We start from the raw sequence: 24439 nt of genomic DNA, 5'->3' as shown, positions 1-24439 counted from the left end.
TACGATCAGTTTCGCAGCCTTGGTGCCTGTAACTGACGCCGAATGGTGCGCGCCAGTTCATCCATTGAAGGCTGTTCAGGATGCTCATCCGTTATTTCGCTGGTGAGCTGCGCTTCGGCCAGATAGGTGTGGACGGGTTGACCGTCGTCATCTTCCATCACTACGTGGTACCAGGGCAGTATGCGTAACTCGTCATTGACCGCCAGCTCGTCAGCTGACGGCTCATCAAGCGAGTACTCTGGGTCGATATCGACCACTACGCCAAGATACCCCAGCAGTGAGTGGCGAACCTGCTGACCGATACCGAATTTGCTGGCTATCATTGTCACCTCCCGGGAACCTTAGATAACCCCAAATATGGGGGCGCGGCTCCAGATTTCAACTTACATGACGCGACAGGCAAACCCTTTCAGATAAAGCCCTTCCGGGTAGGTTGCGATCACCGGGTGATCGGCGGCCTGACGGAACTGGTCTATAAATTGTATATCACGCCCGGCATCTAAGGCGGCATCAGCGATGATTTTCTGAAATAAATCGGTGGTCATCAAACCAGAGCAGGAAAAAGTAAGCAGCACGCCGCCGGGGTTGAGCAACTGAATAGCCAGCATGTTGATATCTTTGTAGCCGCGGCACGCACCCATTAGCTGGCTTTTGTTTTCAACGAATTTCGGCGGATCCATCACAATCACGTCGAAGGTTTCGCCCCGATCGCGATATTTACGCAGCAGTTTAAACACATCATCGCGTACAAATTCCGCTTTACTCAGATCCAGCTTATTCAGGGAGACGTTCTGCTTCGCAACATCCAGCGCTTCCTGTGAAGTGTCTACGCTAACGACTTCGCGACAGCCGCCCATCAGTGCGGAGACGGCAAAGCCGCCAGTGTAAGAGAAGCAGTTAAGTACACGTTTGTCGGCTACATAGCGACGTGTCGCCAGGCGGCTGTCGCGTTGGTCAAGGTAATAACCTGTCTTGTGCCCGCCCTGAATATCAACAAACAGCTTCATGCCGTTCTCTTCGATTGGCAGCAGCGGAGGGGGAAGCTCGCCCAGCACCGGGCCTTGTGTTAACTCCAGCCCCTCTTTTTTTCGCACTGCGACATCACTGCGATCGTAAATAGCGCATTCCGGGTAGAGCGTTTGTAATGCCGAAAGGAGCGCGGGACGCTGATATTCCGCACCGGCGCTCAGCAGTTGCAGCACCAGAAAGTTGCCGAAACGGTCGATTGTTACGCCAGGTAAGCCGTCAGACTCGCCTGCAATCAGCCGGTAGCTGTCCAGACCATCGCGTCCGGCGAGCCAGTTACGCCACTGCTGCGCTTGCTGTAAGCGGCGGGTAAAGAAGTCGATATCAACGCTTTCGTCTTTATCAAAGGTCCAGACGCGTGCGCGGATTTGTGAAGCGGGAGAGAGCGCTCCGCGGGCCAGCCATTTACCCTGATGATCGACAATATCCACGGTTTCTCCGAGGCTGGCTTTGCCTTCCATTCGCGCCACGGCGCCGGAAAACACCCAGGGATGACGACGCAACAATGACTTCTCGCGTCCTTTGGCTAACACTAAACGTACACTCATATTTGGCTATTCTGTCGGCTGAAGAAAATGGGCGCTATTGTCACGGGTTCGCCGGGTAAATGCAACGCGCCCGCATTGATGGAGATAAGATATGGCTCAAGTTTGCACAATCGCCTGGGTATATGGCAGCGTACAGGGCGTTGGATTTCGCTACACCACGCAACACGAAGCGCAGCGTCTGGGATTGGTCGGATATGCGCGAAATCTGGATGACGGCAGTGTTGAGGTGGTTGCCTGCGGTGAGGCTGAGAATGTCAACAAACTGATCGAGTGGTTAAAAGCGGGTGGGCCGCGTAGCGCGGGTCGACAAGGTTTTGACCGAGCCTCATCAACCCGACAGAGAGTGGAGCGATTTTGGGATCCGCTACTAGATGCACTTAACCGGTTTAGGCAGGCCCGCAATTTTCGTGGCCTGTTTAGCTGGCCCTTTTGGAAAGAGACGATAGAGATAGCGACTGTTGCCTTTCTCTTCGCCATATTTATTGGCCATTGCCTTTACTAACATGCGAATCGCAGGCGAAGTATTGAACTCCAGATAAAAGTCGCGCACGAAACGCACCACTTCCCAATGCTCCGGGGAGAGAGAAATGCTCTCCTTCTCTGCGATCGCCTCTGCCAGAGCTTCGCTCCACAGCGATGTCTCTTTCAGATAACCTTCGCTATCTGTTTCAATTTCTTTACCTTCAAAGATCAACATAGTTTCCACAACGGCTGTTTATGACGGCGGGAGTGTAACAAAAAACAAGGCCCCGCATAAGCGGGGCCTGATTGAGAAGGGGTCGTCGTTAGTCTCTGCTGGCGAAACCCAGGATGCTAAGCAGGCTGACAAAAATGTTGTACAGCGATACATAGAGGCTCACGGTCGCACGAATATAGTTCGTTTCGCCACCATGAATAATGTTGCTGGTTTCATACAAAATCGCGCCAGTTGAGATCAGGATAAACACTGCGCTAATTGCCAGGTGCAGGGCAGGGAGCTGAAGGAAAATATTCGCAACCATACCGATCAGCACAACCACGATACCCGCCATCAGCATACCGCCAAGGAAGGACATATCCTTGCGGGTTGTCAGCACATAGGCTGAACAGCAGAAAAAGACCAGCGCGGTACCGCCGAGCGCCAGCGCAATGACGTCACCCATCCCGGCAGACAAATACGCGTTCAGCATTGGGCCGAGGATGTACCCAAGGAAGCCGGTAAAAGCAAATGCTGCCAGAATACCGCTTGGCTTATTCGCCAGTTTATAGGTTAAGAACATCAAACCATACATACCCACTAGCGTCAGAATAAGACCCGGTGAAGGGAGCATCAGAACGGTGCTTGCTGTTGCGGTAATCGCAGAAAAAGCCAGTGTCAGACTGAGCAGAAAATAGGTATTACGAAGAACTTTGTGCGTGCTCAGCAGGGATGTGCGGTCACGCGAAGAAGTAATTAGACGATCCATAAGCCACTCTCTTATGACAGATGTAATTAGAAGTGGAGTCTAGGAAAGTCTTGCGTGCTGTAAAAGACGTTTTACCCATCTTTACTCATCGCAGCGGCTGCTGACGCCTGTTTTATCGATAAAAAATGTGGTTAGAAGATTCTGGGAACAAATGTGATGCAGAGCCATATTTATCTCTTATATCGCTCGAAATGTTTTGCCGTCTAATCTTTAGCACGTTAAGAGTGTAATTGCGTCGGTATATAACAAATTTCAAAGGCGAATGGATATGAAACCACAAACACTAAACAACATTACTCACGTTTTATTTGCAGTCGGGATGATGTGCGCAACGACACAGGTTTACGCGGCAAGCGTACCCGCGGGGGTTGAACTGGCGGCAAAACAGGAATTAGTGCGCAACAACGGCAGCGAGCCGGCATCGCTGGATCCGCACAAAGTCGAGAGTGACATTGAGTTTAACATTATTCGCGATATGTTCGACGGGCTGCTGACAGTCAAAAAGGATGGCTCTATCGAGCCGCTTTTAGCCGAAAAATGGGAAAACAAAAATAACACTGTCTGGACATTTCATTTACGCCCGGGGATCACTTGGTCGGATGGTACGGCGATTACTGCAAAGGATGTGGTCTGGAGCTGGCAGCGTCTTGTTGACCCGAAAACGGCTTCTCCTTACGCCAGCTATCCGGGCAATATGCATATCCTCAATGCAGCTGATATCTCACAAGGTAAAAAGCCAGTTGATTCATTGGGTGTCAAAGCAGTGGATGACTCGACTCTCGAGGTTACTCTGACTCAACCGACTGCCTCTTTTTTACCTATGTTGGCGCATCCCTCACTGGTTCCAATCGATCAAGTGCTTGTTAACCGCTTCGGAGATAAGTGGACAAAACCAGAACATATCGTGACCAGCGGGGCTTATAAAGTTACCGACTGGGTAGTCAACGAACGCATTGTGGCGGAACGTAACACGCGCTACTGGAACAATAAGGCGACAGTGATTAATAAAGTTACCTACCTCCCCATTAGCGCGGAAACTGCGGATGTGAACCGCTTCAAGGCCGGGGAAATTGACATTACTTACACAATTCCTGTGAATCAGTTTGCCCAGCTACGTAAAACGTTTGGCGAGCAGGTCAGCGTTGAGCCTCAACTGGCAACCTACTATTACGAGTTCAATACCACTAAACCCCCCTTCAACGATCCACGCCTGCGTCGCGCGCTCAATATGGGGTTAGATAAAGATATTATTGCGGACAAAGTGATGGCGCAGGGCCAAAGGCCGGCATGGGTCATCAGCCAGCCAGAGATCGGCGGAGTGAAGTTATCTCCGCCAGATTATTCAACATGGCCTCGCGAAAAACGCCTCGCAGAGGCGACGAAATTGTTAAACGAGGCAGGCTTTAATGAAGCGCACCCTTTGAGTTTTAACCTTCTCTACAACACGATGGAGACGCATCAACGTATTGCCATTGCTGCCAGCTCAATGTGGAAAAAAAATCTTGGAGTAGAGGCAAAACTGCAGAATCAAGAATGGAAAACAATGCTGGATACGATGCATACCGGCAATTTTGACGCTGTGCGCTATGCATGGATCGCAGATTACGATGATGCAGCAACCTTCCTGAATAACTTCCGTACCGGAAGTAGTGAGAATACAAGCAAGTACAGCAATTCGGCCTATGATGAGGCGCTGGATAATGCAGCGAAGGCGAAAGATGTTGCTGAGCGAGGAAAATATTATCAGCAAGCAGAAGACATTCTGGCGCGTGATGTACCGGCAATACCGGTTTACCACTATGTACGCACACATTTGGTGAAACCATGGGTGGGTGGTTTCAATCCCGATCCGCTGGGTTACTACCTTACTCAGGATATGTACATCAAAAAGCACTAGATCTATATCGTAGCCGCTTCTTTATTGAGCACTATGTTGATGTTTAGAGCGATTAACGTGCGTTTGAACGTTTTTCGCGCAAACGAACATTATCACGCTTTACATGAAGGGCGAGGATGTTTATAGTGCGCCTCACACCGGAAGTGTGGCCGAGCGGTTGAAGGCACCGGTCTTGAAAACCGGCGACCCGAAAGGGTTCCAGAGTTCGAATCTCTGCGCTTCCGCCATATCTGATAAGGGGTTACCGAAAGGTAACCCCTTGTTTTTTTGCTTCGCAAGAAAGCCCCGCTATGCGCCACTTAAAAACTATTAAAGAGCCAGCTTACGGCTTTATCGCCAATCACCTGGTACAGACAAACAAAGGTCGTTTACCGACACTGAATAGAAAACTGCTACTTCCTTGCGGTTGAATTGCATAATTTACCCGCCTGTTAGGGTAGACATAAAAGGCCGGCAGGACAGTAGCGATAACATCTTCAGGTAAACTTTCAACGTTATCGACCTTATTAATATTGGTTGATAAAAGGTGAAAAGTGTTTTTGTTCTCAACCCACGTATAAGCAACATCCCTCCTTATCGTGTCCTCCATATAGTTGGGATGACGGTAACGCCCGCTGACAGAGACGATACCGCTGTGGGTTCGTCTGTTGTACATAAAGTCGAGTGTCAAATTAGCTTGCGCATCCTTGTTAAAAACAACAACAACCGCCGTGCAGGTTTCCGCAGCGCGGGAGTGCGTCGTTACCATGAGATACAGATAGCCGAATCCGAAACCTGCAAACAGAAAAATTATTAATAAGCTAACCCTCTTTTTAGTCATCTCGGTTTATTCCAGTAATATGGAGAGAGATACATCCTGGCGAAGATTCCGTTGTATATTTTTTTTTACAAGCTAGCGCGGTCAAAGTGGGTGAGGTTACGGAAAGGGGGAAATAGACCCAAGGATAGCTTTTGCAACTCAATCCCGTATTCAGAATTAAGGTTTTGTATTTTGAATAGGGATTATTGTTATCATGAATGTCATTCCTGGTGTGAAGATGACAGCCGCTGTCCGTTTCTGTAAGCGTATAAGTGTTAAAGAAGGCAGGTTCAGCATGCTTGTACCAAATGAAGCTCGTGACAATGAAACCAGTGACAAAAGAGATAAGAACAAGCAGGAGAGGTAAAAGTAATTTCTTAATTCTATTGTCATCTTCGCCAGGTAATGGTTGGGAAGCCGGAGGTAACCCAGGCTCGGGTGAAGCATCTACATCCTCTGAAACTACACTCCTTTCGGGCAGAGCAGGGCTCGGGACGTCAAGAGTGGGAAGTTCAATCTTGTTATCTGTCCTGACAATATCATCCTGTTTAATGATTCTGACGCCATCATCAATTTGAAAGCCTTTACGAGGGATGGTGGCGATGAGTTTTTGATCCGTATCGCCCACTGCACGCAGTCCGCGGCGGACAATAGAAATATTCTGATAGAGGGTATTGGCGGGAACCAACATACCTTCCTCTTCCCATACTTTCTTGAAAAAATCTTGCTGTAAGACAATTTCGGGAGAGGCTTCAAGTAATAACAGAAGACACCGACTTGCTGGTGTGGTTAAGATCACACTCACTTCAGGGTTTTTAAGGGAGGTTAATTTCTTTAAAACGGGCCTGAATTCAATATATTCGTTTATAATCCAGTGCATATGCCTATCAACGCAGCCAGAGCTGAGTTCCTTATCAACATTCCATATTTAAGACAGTCATTACTCCATCCGGTAATTTCAACATGATGGGAGAGCAATTTCCATATTTTTTTATGACTTAAATGAATATTGATTAGGTGGCTTTAAGATCTCAAATCATCAATTTTCTTATATGAAAGCTTAACGTGATGAATGCTGAAATGAATTTCTTGTTAAAGTCAGTATCTATTTGCTTATGCGTGGGTGGCTGAACGGATAATAAACATTAAAAATATAAAGTTCAGTGATGAGTTAGGAGCATTTATCATGTACTTTTATAAATGCCTCGTTATAAAGTATGAATATTTCACCTGCCTTTTTAACGTGACCACTGTTGAGTTTCTCTCCTGGCCGGAGATACCATGTTGTACTGGCATCCTCACTGGCTCCACATCCAGGTTTTAATAGTAACTTAAACCAGGTGTTTCCTTTATTAGCTACCTCTCCTTTAGAATGATCCAGAGACCATTTGAAATTTATCTTACGAGGTCTCACGACAAGAATTGTGTCCATTACTATCACCGGCACCATACTTATGATGCTGTCATTAGCGCTCTTTGATGTTCTGTTTTGAGGTGGGATCTCTTCGAATGCAACCCGGTAGTAACGTTCTTTATCATCTGCAGGACCATGATAATAAAACTTGAAGAAATCACTCTCCCCTGATTGCAGCATCATCTGTCGTGGTGCAAACAATAGCTCCCCATCAGCAGGTTGAGAATAAACTTCAGAAGTGCCTGGGCTGTCAATCGCCCTGATACTTATACGATAAAGGCGAGGGGATTTATTATTATTTACCACTAGTTTAGCAAACATAGTACTTTCGGCATCAATCGAAAAGGTTTGATTGCCGACATAAATGGCGTTTGCAAGAAATGGTGCTAGCAAGAAAATAAAGCAGAAATAGTTTATCGCTTTTTTAATTAACATTGCGCCAGGTCGCCTTAATTCTAATTTCTCCCGATGCGCTAACATCCCCGAACCATGTTGAATCATTTAATGTATATAGAGAGCGCTCATCGTTCATGGGAATGGAGAAGCGAACATTTGATTTATTCATCAACCCCATTGCCCCGTTTGAGCTAAACCATGGTGTTGATAACCAAAACGCATCAGTCATATCACGCCATAGCCCATCGCAACCGACATCGTATGTTTTATTAACCCCATTTCTGGTTTTATACGTTAACGATGCGGGAAAAGGAACCTGAGTCAGATTTTTGAATGATTTAAATATACACCAGGAACGCCCATGGATCTTTTGTGTTGGGCCTGTCACGCTAATTAGTACTTCATCAGCGGAAGTTTTACCGTTTGTCGTGACGATATAATCAAAATCAAGTGAAGGGCTGTTTCTACCAATTCTCCCGGAGCGGGAGGGGTGTTGGACATAATCAGTAGAAATTATGCTCACACTAAACTCTCTCGGCTTGATGATAAGCTGACTGGAAGTGGAAAACTCATACCAGCCTGATTCAGGTGCAAGAACGTTATGCATTCTGAAATTAAAAAGATCGTTAGTGTTACTGTCGCTGATACCCAATTTAATCATCTGCTTAAAAAAATTATGGGAAAAGAAAATATAAATATTTTTTTTTCCTTTCATTTCGTTAAATGTGAAGTAATGACTTGTTTTACTCACGGTCTTCCATGTGTTGCTGTCCAGACTAAATTGCATATCCGCGGTATTAATCGCAGATTCGAGTGCAGGTTTGTTTATTGATGGAAAGACTTTTATTGTGGAGTTGCTCATTCCATTGTCACGTAAGGAATAGGTGAGCATTTTGCAGGCCAGACCGGAAAGCTTTCCAATAACCAGGGGATAACAGCCAGAGTTGCCTTCGCCAAGTGTCGGAACACCATCGCTGTTAATGAAGACTTCTGAAATACCGTTAGTGTTCTCAAACTTCAGATGAGCGCCTTTCGTATAAGACACTTTGCGAACGTACCAGTTACCAGAGCCCATATAGCGGCAGCGTTGACCAGATTTAGCGCTATAACTTTCCACAGTAGTACAAGTGTTAATGGTCATGGTGAAGTTACTTCCCACGGAAGCATTATTCAGATAATGATAAAATTGATCGCTCATCATCCCATGCATCCATTTAGCTCCTCCTGATGGTACAGACACGCCATAAAATCCTGCCGCATCTGTAGCTTCTGGCAAAATCAAGCTCGTCGCCATATCGCAGCCTTTGTACCAGTTAATGCAGCGTAACCCAGTAATTAAATGGGATGTCGGCGCGTTTTCCAGCCACATATCGAAACGACGGTTGCTCAATAAAAGCGTATTATAGCCATTGTCAATATAACCAAGACTCTGCTGATAAATAGTTCCGGACCCATTGTATTTTAGCCCCGTCCAGCGGTTGGAGCCCGTCATTCGTGGATCCAGCACACCAGTAGGAGTAACAAAAAAATTATCGTTGTTATTATTTTCTACGAAAACATATTCACGAGTAGGCGCGTCGGAAAAGACTGTTTTGGTAATGGCTCCTGCAATATTAACTTTTAAGAAGACTAAAACAAAAGCTAAGGACCAATATGAATTAACCTTCATTAGTCTCTCCATCAACCATTGTACTGGCGAACGTTTTCAACCCCTGGCAAATAATATCGCCTACCCAAACTGCACCTCGAGCATTACCAATATCAAGATCTGCTTCGCAAAGTTTATTATCGTCGTAGTTGAAATCAACAGTAGGGAATTTCTTATCAATATCCATCACGAACTCGCCATTACTATCAGTGCGTGTTCTCCCTATGTGGTTATTAATGTGGGCATTAGCAAGCAGCGTTCCGTCCTCAGCGCGTATCCGGCCCGAAACGGTTACCATCTGTTTGATTTCTGGCACCATTGTTACAACATTGCCTGGGTAGAGTGTAAATTGACCTTTTCTTCCATTTGCAATGTTATAGCTATCGATAGATTTTTTACTATTAAGAATCTCAATTTCATAACGTGAGTAAGGATCTAAAGGAAGATAGTTACGTTGACCCAGCAATGGGAAAAGACGACCATTAACCCTTGCAGTGAGTTGGCCATCATGTTCAATGTCAGTACGTAATATCACACCAGCGTTACCCTCAGTGCTGCCGCTCATGCCTATCTCACTTCCTTGCCAGCCGATGCTACCATTAGCCGTAAAGTTTGTGCTTAAGTATCCATCAAGGCCGCTATTGACACTTAATGTACCTGTTGAAAAACGATTCTCATATTTCGTCCATGCAGTGGCACTTAAATTCTTATTATTACTATTTTTTCCAGAAATACCGCGGGAAATATCGGCACCAATAGCTTGTATAGCATCACCCTCGTCGAACTGCTTCTGAGCTGAAATGTTTGCCATAGCATAGCCATTCTGTTGTGTTATGCCGGCTCGAAAAGCGCTTCCCAGCGGGAGCAGAACATCAAAAGCAACATATTTTTGCATGCGGACTGCTTGCCGGCTATTGCTGTGCTGGTAGCGTTGCATGCCTGCACGCAGTCCTAATGAACCAAACTGTCCGTTGTAAAGGGTCTGCGTATAATCAGCAGTATAATAATGGCTATTATGTTGGCGATCTTTGTTATAACTTGCACTTAAGGAACCTAGCGGAGCCCAAAGCGCGCTGAGATTTAATGATGCGCCAATTGCGATATTAGTAGCATCGCTGCGCCGAAGGGTATTTCCTATTGATGTTTTTTCTTGGCTTAACCATATAGAACTAAATTTTCCGGGCATAGTTGCATTTAGACTACTAATGGAACTCCAGGACCCATCTGTAGCTAACATATTTTGCATGCTGATCTGTAAAGTTTCGGTAATGGGCCATGAGAGCTGAAGTTCTCCGACAGTCACTGAGTCATAGTTGTATGCTGAAGCCATCCAGGCTAACGCATTAAGCCCACCGGAAGTGGACAAGCCTAGCAGAAGACTATTTTTAGCTTTCTGGACATCCCTTTCGCCGGTCTCCCATCGCTCCATATGTATATTGCCTCCCCAAAATTGCCAGCGGAATGGCATTCCCGCAGATTTACCTCGCGCAAAAAGCTTGTTAACACGTTGAATAGTTTGGCTTATATGTTGACCGTTAACGATCACATCGACTTTGATATCGTAAATTCCATAGGGGAGGCCGCTGGTGTCAACTTCATGACTGCCCATACTGAAGTTCTGTACGCTGAGAAGTTTACCCTCCCGGGAAAGATGAACTTCGCCAGCAGAGGGCAAGAAAACAATGACGGGGATAACGGAGTGCGAATCATTGAAGACCGTTGACTGCGCATGATTGCCCCAGGAAAAACCATAGATTTTTCCAGAAGGAAGCGCAGTGACCGATCCAAGAGACTGTAAATTCCAGGAGTCTAACATGCCACCAGCAAGTCTATAGCCTGAAAAATCACGTTCGTACATGGCACGATAGAGTTGAGCCTGTTGGGAATTCGATCCCAGTCCGTATACAGTGCCATTCATCATTAAATGGTGCTCTTTCAACGCTGTAACAGAATCGAATGAAAGATAATTTGAAGTACTACTGTCTCCCCCCTTCATCTTATTGTTATAAATGCCAAAGTTATAAGTAAGTGTACTGCTCAGATTTGCTGCACTTGAATCACCGATATCCTCGAGTTTAGGGCGAAAAAGGGTTTTAAGTGCTTGCTGAGTGACAATCATTTGCAACGTAAGTTGCTGGAAGTTTAGATACAACCAGGCATTAGCGGTAAGGGGTATTTTAGACTCTTCATTAAATGGAATATCTTTGAGACTATTAATTTTTGACCGTGTGAGATCATTTAAAGACGCATTGCCATTCTGATCTTCAAGCTCGATTAAACGTACTTTTACCATATTATCATCGAGCCAAATGGAAGCAGTGCCGATACGCTGATCATCCTGCGTACCAGAAACCCCATTTAGATGGATGTATAATGGGATACTCATACCATCTTGTAATGCTTTTCTAAAGGCATCAGGAACCATGATGCCGGCGACATGTAAACTCTGAAGAGGAGAAGAATTAACTTCATTCATGCCAGCAAAGAAAATGACTGTATAAGTAACGCAAGCTTGAAGGGTTTTATTCTCGACAATGCGCACAGACAACATCTCCCAAAACTATTTGACTGAAACGAAATGATTCTCTTGCCAAAATGCTACGCGGCCACTTTTATCTGCAACATTTACTCGCGTGAATGTTCGCGATTTTCCGGGCATAAGATAGTAATTTTCTTTGCAAGACTCCCCATCAGTTGGTTTCAAGCATGGGCCATAGGCGATAATACGTAATGTCGCATTTCCTGGATTGGTGATTTTTCCTGCTGAATATTTATATTCGTACTTTGCTTTACGAGGCGCGACAACCAATATAGAACTAATAAGCGCTGACGCTGTCGCAACAGCATGACGCTTTGCGTTGCTTCTTTTACCTTCGCTCAACGATTGATCGGACCAAAGAATCCGGTAATAACGTTCTTTATCGTCAGCGGGTCCTTTATAGAAAAAACGGATAGTCTCATTGCTTTTAGCGGGAAGTAATAAACTTCCTGGTGTCAAAAGAAGTTCGTTTCTACTCTCCATAGGGATGATGCTACCTCCTTCTAGAGGGTTGGTTATTCTTTCAACTCTGATATTAATAAGGCGTCCTGTATCAGTGGAATTTTTTATCTCTTTACTGATAACAGAGCTGTCGCTATACATAAAAGAAGATATATCACCAATGTCTAACGCATAAGCTGGCATCATTACAGTTAAAGAAAGGTTACACGCAAAAAAAATTTTTTTCATAATTCACTCTCCTAAAAAAAAAGGAGCGGTCCCTCGCTCCTCAATTAATGGAATTAGCTAGTCCAGGTTGCATCAAACTGGACGCTAACATCGCCACTCCAGATACCTTCTGGCAATACGCTCAAATCGGTTGCAGGCGTTGTGCCGTCAGTAGTTGCATTTGCAATTGAGAATGTAAATGCATCCTGACCAGCAAAGCGACCTGCTTTATTATAATTAGAAGCAATATTGCTCAGACCACCACTTTTACCTGTAACGGTGTCAACAAGAACTGTATCAGACGTTTTATCGACCGCATTACCGAAGTAATTAACTCCAACATTCAGCGTTGACCCTGATCCATCAAGCTGCGTTAGCGTGTTACTTACTAATCGTGAGGTTAGTTTGAATGCCGTTGCGCTTGAATCTCCTTCAATTGCAACGTCAAAAAGACCTTTTTGAGTATTGAACCCTTTAACGCCCTCAGCGTATTGGAATGAAAGGCTTCCCAGAGGCGTTACAATTAATTTACTGGTAGTATCTTTCTTTGCTGTTGCGGACCATGTCGCCACAGCCTGTGCTGTAGTATCGGCTGCCTGAACTGCACCCATGCTAAAAGAAGACAACAATGCAAGCGCTAAAATTTTACGTTTCATAAATGCACCTTACTCTTAATGGTTTTAACCTTGAAGGTTCCTTGTATTAACAAGGCTTTTTTCTAGTCGGAATTCACTACTATGTAATCCGATTAAAAGAAGCTAAAGGATATAACTTGCATAAGTGTGCTAATAACAAGTCAATACTGTACTTTTACGCTCGATAGCGAACAAGTGAACACTCGAATCAATCGCAATCTCACGTAAAGCCACTGCTTCCGACGAAAATAATAACCTTGACGCAAAATGATTGGGTAGTAATAAATTGTTATCTAACCAATAAATAATATGTGTTAAATTATTGATCTCTTTTTACATGGGGGAATGCGGTTTCCTGCTGCGTTGATAACATTTTCGTAGCGTATAGATGTCACATTGATAAGATCTCTTATCCCTTTTTAAGAACAGCATAAGCATTATTTAAATGATGTATTTATTATTTAAGAAATATATCATGCCATTTCCTTTTAAGAACTCAAGCCCCGATGTTGATTGCACAAAATAATATAAATGTTAAGCATGTGGCTATGTGGAAGAGTTCTTATGCTAACAGTGCAATCTCTATGGGATTATATAGCCAGAGGAAAGCTAAGCACTCATTTTTGCTACTCATGTGAATTTTTTAATATAGGGTGTTTTTGCTAGTGAAAAATCCATGTTAATTATGTGAAAGGTTCTTAAATTCATGAGTGCTATGTTTGTTTTGCATAATGCTTTGAATTAAATGATAAAATAGAAATTCACCTTAAATTTCTCTAGTTAATGCCAGGCTTTTTTTTAAGGATAATTCACTTGTTTTAATGCGTTCTTTAGCAATAATTAAAAAAATCCTATTAGCTCTTCAGGATTTAGAAGGGTGTAAGATAAATACACGTCTGTCGTTACTTAAACTTAGTCAGGAACGTGTATTATTTTTTTGTATGGCTAGTTCAATTTTGCATGCTGAAATTAGCGTTAAGATAAATATCGGAGCTCCAGTGTCAGGATACTTTTAATCTGCATAACGAGTTTAGATGCCTGCATGAAGTACTTAAAAAGTCGATTTAGTAAGCGACTAAACTCATCTTAATAAGTTGCATAAATTATAGGTAGGAAATCAATGAAAGGTGAAAGAAAAACACGGGTTTTGATGAGATTCAATCCAGTAGCGGCTTCTATTCTACTCGCTCTACCGGTTTTTACTCAAGCAGCCGATCTTAATATCAAAAATGGTACTATAGCAAATTCAAATGGCGTACCCGTAATCAATATTGCCAATCCCAATGATAATGGCCTTTCTCATAACGTTTATGATGATTTCAATGTTGGTAAGAACGGCGTAATTTTCAATAATAGCTCTTCTGGTACAAATACTGTAATTGGGGGAGCCATCGCGGGTAATAGCAATCTTACCTCTGGTAGCGCCAAAGTCATCCTTAATGAAGTCACTTCTAATAAGACCAGTATGCTTGAAGGCCTGATGGAAGTTGCAGGAGACAAAGCTCATTTAGTTATTGCTAATCCTAATGGTATCTCCACAAGCATGGGAAGCGGCTTTATCAACACCAGTAAAGCCACTATCACAACCGGTAAACCGGATATTCAGAACGGCTTGTTGAGAGGTTATTCAGTTGGTGGCGGTATTATCACTCTCAAAGGACTAATGAGTTCTTCGCCCACAGAGATTCTTGCTCGCTCTGTTGCAGTTCAAGGGCAAATTGTCACCGATGAACTCACCGTCATCGCCGGTAATAATTATATTAATAAAGATGCAGAGGTCTTGGGACATGTAACGGCAAGCGGTGTCAGAAACACTTACGCCGTGGACGTGTCAGATCTGGGTGGCATGTACGCTAACCGCATCAATCTAATCAGTACTGAAAGCGGAGTAGGTGTAAGAAATACAGGTACTCTTGCAGGTGGTGCTGATAATATCCATATTGACGTAAATGGTAAGTTTATTAACACTGGCGGTGAGGTCCAATCGGTTGGCGGTACTAACATCAAAACTAATGGTGTGCTGGAAAACATCGGTGGGAATATATCGGGTAAAGGCCAGGTATTTATTAATACGACAAATAATTCCTTAAATAATACCAGTGCCGGTAGTATTTCCTCAGAGTCCGATATTTACATAGATAGTGGCGAGTTAGATAATAAAAACGGTAAAATTGCTTCTGGCGGTGTGTTAGGCATCAATACTAATGGCAAAACGTTAATCAACAGTGGTAAGGGCAGTTCTGCAGGTCTGGAAGCAACTGTTGTCGCGCTGAAAACAGGTAAGTTAGATAACCGGACTGGGCAGATCAGGGGGGGCGGCCTTGCATTCGAAACTTCTGAAATAACCAATGTTGGAGGCGAAATTCAATCTGCTGGTAAGATTGATATAATTAGTTCCGGAAATATTGATAACACTAAAGGTCTTATTAGGTCTCAAGCAGGTGGCATTCAGATTGAAACGGCTAAGTATTTTATCAATAAAGACAATATCACGGCTGATGCTACTAGCAACGATTCCTTGGGGTTAATTGCAGGTGACAACGGAATCAAATTAAAAGCAGGCACGATTAATAATTCGACTGGTGGAATAAGTTCATCAGGGGCAATCTCACTGGAAAGTAGTAGTACGATTAACAATCGTAATGGGAAAATAGCCGCTGATAAAGCCGTGTCGCTTTCTGCGATTGGAAATATCGACAACTCAAGTGGAAGGCTGCTATCGAAAGACACCGTCTCGATTATCGGTTCTACAATGGACAATAGTCTTTATGTCGGTCAAATTATGGGAGATAGTGGGGTTAAAATAGATTTGTCTGGGTATTTTAACAACCACATTGGTTTAGTAAGTTCACAATTCGGTAATGTTGACATTAAAGCTAAAAATGTCAAAAACGTTGGTGGGATGATTCTTGGTAAAGATATCTCAATCAAAACCGAAGCAGACGTTGATAACTATCATGGGTTAATGGTTGCAAATAATATTCTCAATATTGATGCTAAGACCAATGTTAATAACACCTATGGTGAAGATTTCGGATCGTGGTATGGTAATTACTTCGGAATACCGGGCCAAATTGGTGGGTTAATTGGCACTAATGGCGTAACAATCAACGCTCAGTCTATTAATAACACGCATAGCCGTATTATTGCTGAGCATGGTCCGTTAAACTTGAATGTCGTAGAAACAATTGATAATTATCGTGCCTTGATAGCCAGTGGCGGTGATGCAAAAATTAATGCAAAGCGCTTGATTAATAATTATGCCACTCTCCACAGTGCCGGCGATCTTAGTATCGATGTTGATTCTCTGTCCAACTACAGCTCTGGTACCATCGAAAACAATGATGCAACAGGGATAATATCATCCGATCGATATCTTTCATTAATTGTTGGGAGTAGTTTTAACAATTATGGATGGGTTAGCAGTAAGCAGAATGCTTTAGTTCGTGTTGCAGGGGCGTTGCATAATTACAATACAATTTCTTCTGATAATACATTGGAAGTTGATACAAGTGGCACCCTTACCAACGAAAAAAATATTGCAGCAGGAACCGTACTTTATGTTGAATCAGATGGCAGTATTGTCAATAGCAGCAAAGGCAATATGGTCGGTAGTTCCGCGTTTATCAAAGCCGCAGTTGATTTAACTAACTATGGTAATGTCGTTGCCTGGGATTATCTCGATGTCAATGCTGCTCGCACGATCTATAATTACAAAAATATTTTTACTGAAGGCAACGCAGTAATTACTTCGAAATTAATACACAACTCTGGATCTAATGCTGTTTTAGGTGGTGAAAGGGGACTTGTACTTACAACCTCACAGTTGACAGGTTCAGGCACTATCGTTGGTTTATGATGTAAAAATTATTAAAGCAGCAGCGCCGCTGCTGCTTTAAATTGAATGAGAGCGATCGTAATAGTGCAACTCTATAAAATTCATTTTCTAATTTTTTTCTTTTGTTTTCATGTGACCGCAGCAGACAATTTAGATAAGTTTGCGAGGGAGCAGCAGCGCAACGACTCCAACCTTTTGCGTGAAAATAAAATTGAGAAGAAAGATGTTTTCTCTGAAAAAAGAGAGTTGATCATTGATAATATCCAGATTCCTAAGGATAAAGTATGTTATCGCATAACCAAAATTACTCTTAATAATGATTTCATAAATGATCTGAATATTAAAGGTATTAAGAATAAATTTACTGGCGAATGTCTTGGTGTTAATGGGATTAGAAGTTTTGTTAATATTATTCAAGACTATTTTATTAATGCCGGCTTTGTCACCACGCGTGTTGACATTCCTAATCAAGATTTAACTACAGGTGCACTTGCCATAACGGTTACTCCTGGCCGGATAGAGCGTATTTTGATTGAAAGCGGTGACGTTAATGCTCATATTCTCCCTTTTAAACAGGGTGATATTCTTAATCTAAGGGGTATAGAGCAAGGCCTTGAAAACTTACAAAGGACGCCGGCAGTTGATGTTAAAATAAATGTCGCGCCCGGAAGTCGAAGCGGTTATAGCGATATCATTATAAATACTCACCGTATGAAGAGTTGGAGCGCCAAAGCGAACTATAGTAACTGGGGGGATAAAAATACAGGGCAAAATATATCTAGTGGCGTATTTTATCTCTTTAATCTTGCTGGTATAAGTGATGTGGGTTATCTTTCGGGAGCGAGTAGCATAACTGGAGGATACAAAAATATAACCGCCTGGTACTCCTTCCCATATGGATTTTGGGACTACGAATTTACCTATAGCGCAAGCGTCTCGGATCAAAATATACCCATTGCTGACTGGAATTATGATTATATTGGCAGGAATAAGTATTACAGCTTTAAAACCTCGCACTTGCTTTTTCGAGATATGTCAAAGAAGATTTCCGCAAGCTTAGAAGTTTTTAAAAGAAAAGCCGATTATAAGTTTGGCGGCATCAAACTGGCCATGCAGAAACGCGATATGAGCAACATTAAGCTGGCGTTCAATTATATTCAGGGGTTTGACGGTGCCTCATTAGACTCAACAATAAGTTGGCAGCGATTTGTCAAATGGCTGGATGGCAAAGAAACACCAGATATGTTATCTGGCGACGTGGACCGTGCCAGTCATATCTATAATTTAAATATGAACTATTTAAAAGCTTTGAAGTTGTCATCTCTGCCTGCCTGGTATGAGATGTCCATCGGTGCGCAATACAGTCCTGCGGCACTAACAATTCAGGATCAGTTTAATATTGGTAATCGCTGGAATGTCAGAGGGTTTGAAAACAGTTCTGGTGTTGATGCGATAAATGGCTTCTACATACAAAATACTCTTAACTTTACGACTGCCTTCAATGGATTAACTACTTTCTTCGGAGTTGATTATGGGCAAGTAGGTGGGAGCCAATCTACGCGGCAAATTTATGGGGGCGACAAACTCATGGGGGCTACTGGAGGAGTAAAAGGAAACGTTCAGTCTTTGGGATATGAGCTATCCCTGTCGCTTCCATTGCTCTCACCATCAAAAATGATTGTCGATGATTTTACGGCAAAATTTAACATCAGTTATCAGCTTTAATTACTATGGAAAAAAAAAGCTTTTACATTGGTACGGACATTGTTGAAGTAAGTAAGATTACGCGGGCAATAAACAATGGAGGGGATGCTTTTCTTCATCGTGTCTTTTCTCTTTCTGAAAGAAAAAAAATTATTTCAGAGGAGATGAATTATGAGAGAGTTTCAGGTTTTTGGGCTGCTAAAGAGTCTCTCGTTAAGGCTTTAGGTTTGGGGTTCCGAGAAGGGATAACCTTTCAGGATATGGAGGTCCAGCATGATCGCTTCGGATGCCCCTATTTTTCCCTTTCCGGCCGGATAGCACAGATAATCAAAGAGCGAGATATCGAACATATCTCTCTCAGTATATCCCACTGTCGAACACATGCTGTTGCAGTAACGATTATCTCCTGATGAAAGACAAAGGAATAAAATGTATACATATAAGGATTTGGATACTAAGAATGTGCTTGTCTCTGGCGCAAGCGGAGACATCGGATTAGCAATATGTGAGAAATATCTGGATCAGGGCTGTAACGTTTATGCCATATTTAAAAGCAGCGCTGATCCCCTTCGTATATTAAGTGAACGACATCAAAACGGCCACCGTTTAACTATTTTGCAGTGCTATCTTACTATTCCTGAGAGTGTAAGTGAGCTGTTTATCACTCTTAGTTCCGCTATCACGCAACTCGACGTTCTCGTTAACAATGCAGGTATCGTCAAAGATAATCTTTTTTCCTCAATGAGTTTTGACGATTTCAATACTGTCATTGAAACCAATATGTTAAGCGCCTTTCATCTTACAAAAGAGATGTTGAAACTCTTACGAAGCGCAGAAGGCGCAACGATTATTAATGTTGCGTCTATAGCTGGAATTATTCCCAGTGTCGGGCAAGCAAATTACAGCGCTTCTAAGGGGGCCTTACTCAGTTTTACCCGGTCACTTGCTGCTGAACTTGCCCCGCGCGGAATTCGTGTAAATGCCGTGGCACCGGGTATGATTGCTTCAAAGATGGTAAAAAAAGTCTCACGAACCGTCGTTCGAGATGTAACAAACTCTATACCACTCAAGCGGCTAGGAAACTGTAATGAAGTCGCTAATACCATTGTTTGGTTATCTTCTTCAGCATCCAGTTATATCGTGGGGCAAACCATCGTGATTGATGGCGGGCTGGTCATGCGGTGATTTATGTCAAAATATACTATTCCTCCAAAACTATTTCTTGAGATGGGTGCCTGGCGCCAGCCTCTTATGATGGTCGATCGTATAGAGGATTATAAATATGGTGATAATGGTTATATTCGGGTAATCAAGCATGTTACCTATAACGATCCTTATCTTGTTGGACATTTCCCAGAAAACCCTATTATGCCGGGTGTCATTGTTGCGGAAATATTCGGCCAGGCGAGTGAGTATTTCTCTTTTATGAGCGATGTTTGCGACATCTTTGCAGAACGTTTCGGTATGTCATTAACCAGTTTACGTGATATTTATAGCTTTATTCACAGGCCAGAATTAACCGAAATTATCCGCGAGCGTCGCGCTCAAGTCCATGGCGTTCTGGCATCTCAGAACTTAAAATTCAAAGATATTGCTTATCCAGGAGATACCATCGAAGTGATAAGCAAGCCCGCTTTCACTGATCCTGCCGGGTTCAAACACTACTCCGTTACGGCAAATGTTGGTAAGAAAAAGATTAGCGATGGCACCATTATCAATTTTCGAGAAACTAAATAACAGGGATGAAAAGCATGACAATAATGCAGAGTAAAATTGAAGAGCGTAAAGAGGTTCTCTTCACCATCAAAACAGAGATCATCCAGCGCTTAAATATTCCTCGTGAACCATCGCAAATTGACGATGATACACCCTTATTTGGCAATGGCCTGAAATTAGATTCGGTCGATGCGACCGAGATTATTGTAATGCTGGACAAGGTTTTTGATATTCAGGTGAGTGAAAGTGACAATCCGTCTTATATGCGCAGCATTAATAGCCTTGCTTCTTTTGTGATAACGAAACGTCAGGCTTAATTTCGGTTAACTATTTTAATAAGGACTACTATGAAATCGCTGCATGACTTACATCTGGCCGGCAAGGCTAAAATGGGCATTTTTAATAACCATCTGATTCCTGCTGCTTATCACGAACCTGCTATTGAGTATAAAGCGGTAAGAGAGAATGCCCTGCTGGTTGATTACTCTCACATGTCGATAGTAAGCGTGATGGGTGATGATGCATGGGCTTTAGTTAACCATCTGGCCTCGGCTGATGTCTCTATTATTCGCGATGAACAAGGCCTTTATTCCCTGGTACTTAATGAGGATGGCACTATCAAAGGTGATATCTATATTTTATGTACCCCTGATGGTTACTACATCTTGTCAGAAAATATTTCGGCCTCAGACATAATCAACTCTTTTAATAACCTCTTGCAACATGCTGAATATCTCGAGATCTCCGAAAGGCCTGCTATCAAGTCAATGACAGAAGAGGCGTGGGGGGCACTGATGGTTGAAGGCCCTTATTCCTGGGAGCTACTGGCTGAAGTTTATGGCTTCGATATTATCGGCTTACCCTACCATGAATATATCAATCAGGACGGCGAGCTAATCATTTTTCGCTGTGGCAAGCATGGTGAGTTTGGTTACCTGTTAATTGGCCCACAACCTACACTCGTTGATGCATGGTCAACGCTTGTTGATAGAGGTGAAAGGTATCATTTAAAAACCGGTGGTCTTGATTATCAGCGCACTGTACGCATTGAGAATATGTGTTGGGATGAAAATATCTATGGTGAGTTCAGCCGTCATCCGGTTGAGTTGCAAATGCAGTGGGCAGTGCAATACGACAAGGAGGGGTTTATCGGCAAAGAGGCTGCTGCCGAACATTCCCTGGAGCCTGCGAAACGTAAAATTGTTGGTATCTGTCCGCTGACTGAGAGCGCCGTGATCTCCTCCAACGACAAAGTGTTGGTCGATGAACAGCAGGTCGGCGTAATCGTTAAGTCTGTCTGTTCTCCCGTGCTGGGAACTTCAATTGCCCTTGCGCTGCTCGATCATGATTACGCCTGGTCAGATATTTCAGGTTTCACTATCGAAACCGCTGCAGCGAAGATCCCGGCGAAAACACAGAATCTTCCCTTTCTTTATAACTTAAGTTTGTTGGTCCGCCCGACAGAGCACAGCTATGTCGATGCCACGAAGGCACGACACGCTTAATCGTCCGCAACGTCAGCCATCAGTAAACGCGCGAGCTGGCGTTGTTACCCGCATCGAACCAGGCAGTCTGTTCTCACTGCCGCTGCAGGGAAGCATGATGAAGATTAATAGAAAAAGAGTCGTTATTACCGGGATGGGCATCCTCTCGTCTCTGGCAGAAAACCTTCAGGATTTTAAATGCGCACTTCTTAATAAGAAGTGCGGCGTGACGGATAGCCAACGTTTTGAAACCTGGTTCGAAAATGCCCGGGCAGCTGAAGTGTTGCACGACATCCAATGCCCTGAGCTGGCAGACGAAATTGTGCAGTCATTAGATAACGCTGCGCTCTGGGCCTATAAAGTGGGCAAGGATGCATTAAATCAGGCGGGCCTCATCGCAAACTCATGTGCTCTTGAAGAGACGGGGTTAATTGTTGGTGTCTCCTCTGCGGGCACGGAAGCCTTCCTGCCGCTATTTGAACAGCGCATTGAAGATTTTTCCCTGCGTAAGGCCGTTTATGCCGGCGGGTTCGCCTCATGCTGCTCAAGTGTATCAACGCTGCTTGGTCTAAAAGGCGGGGTGGAACTGGTGGCGACCGCCTGCACCGCCAGCCCTAATGCCATCGGTATAGCGTTCGATTATCTGCAAAACGGGAAGAGCAAAACCATGCTTGCCGTGGGAACGGAACCGATCTATTTGCCGACCTTCGCCGGTTTCTATGCCCTTAACGTTATGCATCCCGATGTCTGCACACCTTTCTCTGGCCAGCCGGGCATGTCAATCGGCGAAGGCGCAGGGGCGTTAGTGCTGGAAGAGTACGAACATGCCATAGCGCGCGGGGCTACTATCTATGGCGAAATCCTCTCTTATGCCACCTCCTGCGATGCCTACCATGAGACCGGACCTGACCCGCGAGCTAATGGGGCGGTGCAGGTTATGCTCAAAGCGATGGAGAACGCAGGCGTTACCCCTGATCAGATTGATTATGTCAATGCGCACGGTACCGGAACGGAAGCCAACGACCGGATCGAGACTATGGCGATGAACAAGGTCTTCGCTCATCGCAAGGATTTGCTTGTCAGCTCAACAAAATCCTACTTCGGACATAACATCGGCGCAGCCGGCATCGTTGAGTTAATCGCCTGTCTGGTCACGCTACCTGACAATATCGTTTTGCCTACGCTCAACTTCTCTCTCCCGCGTCCGAATTGCGATCTTGATTACGTTGCAAATGAGTTCAGAGAGAAACAGGTTAATCTTTTTTTGAAAAACAACTATGCGTTTGGCGGTAATAACTGCTGCATGGTTATCAGTACCCGACCGGGCACAGTCCCTGTAACTAACTATTCCCCCAAACGTGTTGCGATAACCGGCGCTGGCGCCATTACCGCTATTGGCCACACGGTAAGCGACATTCTGCATAACATCTGGCAGGGCAGCGCCACCGGAATACTGGGCGACGTGATATTCCCACAGGACACATTGGCAGAGGCGCGTGAGCTATTAGCGGTTCTGGAGAAAACCGACCAGTTGAGGAACCTCTTTGGCAGTGAGCACGCCGTGGGAGCGGGAAGGCTGCCGGAAGAGGAGGAACATTTTAAAACATTCCAGGTGAGCAATCTGGAACCCCGCAAATATCTGCGCCGCTTTGATTCTCGTAAAGCCACTCGTGGCGGAACCTTTGCGCTGGTAGCACTCTCTGAGGCGTTGAACAGCGGTAAACGCAAAATTAAGCGCGATGGCGAAAACCTCGGCATGGTGATGGGGATGTCACGCGGACCGCAGGAGACAACCTATAAATATTTGCAAAGCCTGAAACCCGATCCGCGCAAAGTTCGTACTTCGGAATTTCCCGGCTCGCTAATGAACGCAATTGCCACTTTTTGTGGCATCTCCGAAGGGATCAAAGGCTACACCACGACGCTGGCAACCGGTGAAAATGCCGCGCTTGGCGCACTGACCTATGGTTATGAACTCGTGCGGCAGAATCTGCAACCACAGGTCATTGTCGGCGGCGCGGATGAGTTTTTTCCCTCAATGGCGCTCTATATGGATGCCGTTACGCAGAAAATCGCCATGATCGCCGACGCGGCCGATTATCAAATTTATAGCGCGAAGGCAAAAGGGTATGTACCCGGCGAAGGTGCCTGCATGTTATTGCTTGAGGATCCGCAGGCTGCTCGCGAGCGCGGTGTTGAAGTACTGGCCGAAATCATTGGCTACGGCAAATCTTGTGATAACAGCTGGTTTGATCCTGCCCAATCAGGCGAAAAATCCGAAGCCATGGTGCTGGCTATTCAACGTGCCCTTGCCGATGCCGGGATAGGAGCCCACGAGATCGATCTGGTGTGTGGCAGCAGCCATGGCGGGCCTGCGTATTCGCAGGTTGAGATCGACGCCCTTTATGCCGTTTTCCATCAGTCGCACCCGCAGGTGCCGGTTGTTAACTACAACGCTTACTTCGGTTTTGTCGCGTCGTCGGCCGGTCTGTTGAACCTGCTGGTGCTTACCGAGTGCATCAAAACGCAAACCGTACCGGCGATTCCTGGCACCGAGTCCTTCTTCGATAATCGAATGAATTTTGTGCGCCAGCCGCTGACGCTTGCTGTTCGCCATGCGCTGTTGGTCGGCGCAACAGAGGGCGGCAACTACTACGCGATGGTTATAAAAGGATAGCGCC

General features: G+C 44.5%; 20 protein-coding genes, 1 tRNA gene and 1 pseudogene. 11 read left to right on the top strand and 11 right to left on the bottom strand.

What is annotated here, in order from left to right:
• Positions 1-5 precede the first annotated feature (5 nt).
• Positions 6-323, bottom strand: coding sequence for a heat shock protein HspQ (gene hspQ / locus N7V53_RS02585; RefSeq protein WP_023481608.1), 318 nt, complete (start codon positions 321-323; stop codon positions 6-8).
• 60 nt (positions 324-383) lie between these two features.
• Positions 384-1574, bottom strand: coding sequence for a 23S rRNA (cytosine(1962)-C(5))-methyltransferase RlmI (rlmI, locus tag N7V53_RS02580; protein ID WP_279791911.1), 1191 nt, complete (start codon positions 1572-1574; stop codon positions 384-386).
• 91 nt (positions 1575-1665) lie between these two features.
• On the opposite strand from rlmI, the pseudogene yccX reads away from it, so the two are divergent.
• Positions 1666-1945: pseudogene (yccX, locus tag N7V53_RS02575) on the top strand (acylphosphatase).
• Here the strand turns inward: yccX and tusE are convergent.
• Both tusE and yccA read right to left on the bottom strand, forming a co-directional pair.
• Entirely contained in the window at positions 1942-2271 is a 330-nt protein-coding gene (tusE, locus tag N7V53_RS02570; protein ID WP_124968807.1) for a sulfurtransferase TusE, read from the bottom strand. The pseudogene yccX and the gene tusE overlap by 4 nt on opposite strands.
• Before the next feature lie 88 nt (positions 2272-2359).
• A complete protein-coding gene (gene yccA, locus N7V53_RS02565) occupies positions 2360-3019 on the bottom strand; it encodes an FtsH protease modulator YccA (protein WP_054803117.1) in 660 nt (219 codons plus the stop codon).
• Positions 3020-3287: 268 nt separating this feature from the next.
• Here yccA and N7V53_RS02560 point away from each other — a divergent pair, with 268 nt between their 5' ends.
• Positions 3288-4916, top strand: a complete 1629-nt coding sequence (locus tag N7V53_RS02560) for an ABC transporter substrate-binding protein (protein ID WP_279791908.1) — start codon at positions 3288-3290, stop codon at positions 4914-4916.
• Positions 4917-5055: 139 nt separating this feature from the next.
• Positions 5056-5143, top strand: a tRNA-Ser gene (locus N7V53_RS02555).
• Positions 5144-5256: 113 nt separating this feature from the next.
• Here the strand turns inward: N7V53_RS02555 and N7V53_RS02550 are convergent.
• From N7V53_RS02550 to N7V53_RS02520, 7 genes are all read right to left on the bottom strand, one after another.
• Positions 5257-5736, bottom strand: coding sequence for a hypothetical protein (locus tag N7V53_RS02550; protein ID WP_023481725.1), 480 nt, complete (start codon positions 5734-5736; stop codon positions 5257-5259).
• Complete coding sequence (locus tag N7V53_RS02545; RefSeq protein WP_279791906.1) at positions 5729-6595, bottom strand: transcriptional regulator; 867 nt, start codon at positions 6593-6595, stop codon at positions 5729-5731. The genes N7V53_RS02550 and N7V53_RS02545 overlap by 8 nt, the downstream gene beginning before the upstream one ends.
• A gap of 291 nt (positions 6596-6886) precedes the next feature.
• Positions 6887-7564, bottom strand: a complete 678-nt coding sequence (locus tag N7V53_RS02540) for a fimbria/pilus periplasmic chaperone (protein ID WP_279791905.1) — start codon at positions 7562-7564, stop codon at positions 6887-6889.
• Complete coding sequence (locus tag N7V53_RS02535) at positions 7554-9194, bottom strand: hypothetical protein (RefSeq protein ID WP_279791904.1); 1641 nt, start codon at positions 9192-9194, stop codon at positions 7554-7556. The genes N7V53_RS02540 and N7V53_RS02535 overlap by 11 nt, the downstream gene beginning before the upstream one ends.
• Complete coding sequence (locus N7V53_RS02530) at positions 9184-11715, bottom strand: CS1-pili formation C-terminal domain-containing protein (RefSeq protein ID WP_279791903.1); 2532 nt, start codon at positions 11713-11715, stop codon at positions 9184-9186. Before N7V53_RS02530 ends, N7V53_RS02535 begins: the two co-directional genes overlap by 11 nt.
• A gap of 18 nt (positions 11716-11733) precedes the next feature.
• A complete protein-coding gene (locus N7V53_RS02525; RefSeq protein WP_279791901.1) occupies positions 11734-12402 on the bottom strand; it encodes a hypothetical protein in 669 nt (222 codons plus the stop codon).
• A gap of 53 nt (positions 12403-12455) precedes the next feature.
• The gene (locus N7V53_RS02520; RefSeq protein ID WP_279791900.1) at positions 12456-13037 is read right to left on the bottom strand and encodes a common pilus major fimbrillin subunit EcpA; all 582 of its coding nucleotides are present in this window, start codon (positions 13035-13037) and stop codon (positions 12456-12458) included.
• 1099 nt (positions 13038-14136) lie between these two features.
• Here N7V53_RS02520 and N7V53_RS02515 point away from each other — a divergent pair.
• The 8 genes from N7V53_RS02515 (at position 14137) to N7V53_RS02480 (ending at position 24435) form a co-directional block, all read left to right on the top strand.
• Complete coding sequence (locus N7V53_RS02515) at positions 14137-16875, top strand: filamentous hemagglutinin N-terminal domain-containing protein (protein ID WP_279791898.1); 2739 nt, start codon at positions 14137-14139, stop codon at positions 16873-16875.
• A gap of 63 nt (positions 16876-16938) precedes the next feature.
• Positions 16939-18579, top strand: coding sequence for a ShlB/FhaC/HecB family hemolysin secretion/activation protein (locus tag N7V53_RS02510; protein ID WP_023481482.1), 1641 nt, complete (start codon positions 16939-16941; stop codon positions 18577-18579).
• A 5-nt stretch (positions 18580-18584) separates the two neighbouring features.
• Positions 18585-18968, top strand: coding sequence for a holo-ACP synthase (gene acpS, locus N7V53_RS02505; protein ID WP_279791895.1), 384 nt, complete (start codon positions 18585-18587; stop codon positions 18966-18968).
• A gap of 19 nt (positions 18969-18987) precedes the next feature.
• Positions 18988-19743, top strand: coding sequence for an SDR family NAD(P)-dependent oxidoreductase (locus N7V53_RS02500; RefSeq protein WP_023481405.1), 756 nt, complete (start codon positions 18988-18990; stop codon positions 19741-19743).
• Positions 19744-19746: 3 nt separating this feature from the next.
• Positions 19747-20295 (top strand): 3-hydroxyacyl-ACP dehydratase FabZ family protein, encoded by a 549-nt coding sequence (locus tag N7V53_RS02495; RefSeq protein WP_034813949.1) that lies wholly within the window; start codon positions 19747-19749, stop codon positions 20293-20295.
• A 14-nt stretch (positions 20296-20309) separates the two neighbouring features.
• Entirely contained in the window at positions 20310-20591 is a 282-nt protein-coding gene (locus tag N7V53_RS02490; RefSeq protein ID WP_023481422.1) for a phosphopantetheine-binding protein, read from the top strand.
• Between the two features lie 30 nt (positions 20592-20621).
• A complete protein-coding gene (locus tag N7V53_RS02485) occupies positions 20622-21779 on the top strand; it encodes an aminomethyltransferase family protein (RefSeq protein WP_279791894.1) in 1158 nt (385 codons plus the stop codon).
• Positions 21780-21876: 97 nt separating this feature from the next.
• Positions 21877-24435 carry a beta-ketoacyl-[acyl-carrier-protein] synthase family protein gene (locus tag N7V53_RS02480; protein WP_279792711.1) on the top strand — a complete coding sequence of 853 codons (2559 nt, stop codon included), beginning with the start codon at positions 21877-21879 and terminating at the stop codon, positions 24433-24435.
• Positions 24436-24439 lie beyond the last annotated feature (4 nt).

Origin of the sequence: Kosakonia sp. HypNH10 (assembly GCF_029850615.1) — a bacterium.
Lineage (GTDB): Bacteria > Pseudomonadota > Gammaproteobacteria > Enterobacterales > Enterobacteriaceae > Kosakonia > Kosakonia cowanii.
The sequence above is the reverse complement of the archived record's forward strand: the minus strand, read 5'-3'. Positions and strand labels throughout refer to the sequence as shown.